The following is a 796-nucleotide window of genomic DNA, read 5'->3' on the forward strand; positions in this document are numbered from 1 at the left end:
ACGGTTCGCGTTGCTGGATGTGGATGGTACGGACGAATCCTGGGCCGTGGTGACGGCCGCGCTCGCCTCCGATGAGCCCGAAGTGGCGGTGCGCGGCGGCACGGTCTACGCGCCCCGTCTGGGTCGGGCCGCGTCGAGTGGGGCGCTGGCGGTGCCTGCGGGGGAGTCGGCGTGGCGTCTGGATGTGGTGGAGAAGGGGACGCTGGAGGGGCTGGGCCTGCGGCCGGTTCCCGAGGCGGATGCCGAGTTGGCGGCGGGTCAGGTTCGGGTCGCTGTCCGTGCGGCCGGTGTGAATTTCCGCGACGTTCTCAACGCGCTCGGCATGTACCCGGGGGATGCGAGGGACTTCGGTCTGGAGGGTGCGGGTGTGGTGACCGGGGTCGGTCCGGGGGTTGTCGGGCTGGCGGTCGGTGACCGGGTGTTCGGGATGTTCTCGGGTGCGTTCGGGCCGGTGGCGGTGGCGGATGCGCGGACGGTGGCCAGGATCCCGGCGGGGTGGTCGTTCGCGCAGGCGGCGTCGGTGCCGATCGTGTTTTTGACGGCGTATCACGCGTTGACCGAGTTGGGTGGGGTGCGGGCCGGGGAGTCGGTGCTGGTGCATGCGGCGGCCGGTGGTGTGGGTATGGCTGCCACGCAGCTGGCGCGGCATCTGGGTGCTGAGGTGTTCGGTACGGCGAGTGCGGCGAAGTGGGACACGTTGCGCGAGCTGGGTCTGGACGAGGCGCACATCGCCTCCTCCCGGGACACCGACTTCGAGGCGGCGTTCCTGGCGGCGACCGGTGGTCGGGGCATGGAT

1 protein-coding gene is annotated in these 796 nt (G+C 71.2%); it reads left to right on the forward strand.

Annotated elements, in window-relative coordinates; all coding sequences use genetic code 11:
• A partial coding sequence (locus tag POF73_RS45795) for an alcohol dehydrogenase catalytic domain-containing protein (protein WP_272125477.1) occupies window positions 1-796 on the forward strand: 796 nt, incomplete at both ends.

Source organism: Streptomyces sp. HD (assembly GCF_028369295.1).
Taxonomy (GTDB): domain Bacteria; phylum Actinomycetota; class Actinomycetes; order Streptomycetales; family Streptomycetaceae; genus Streptomyces.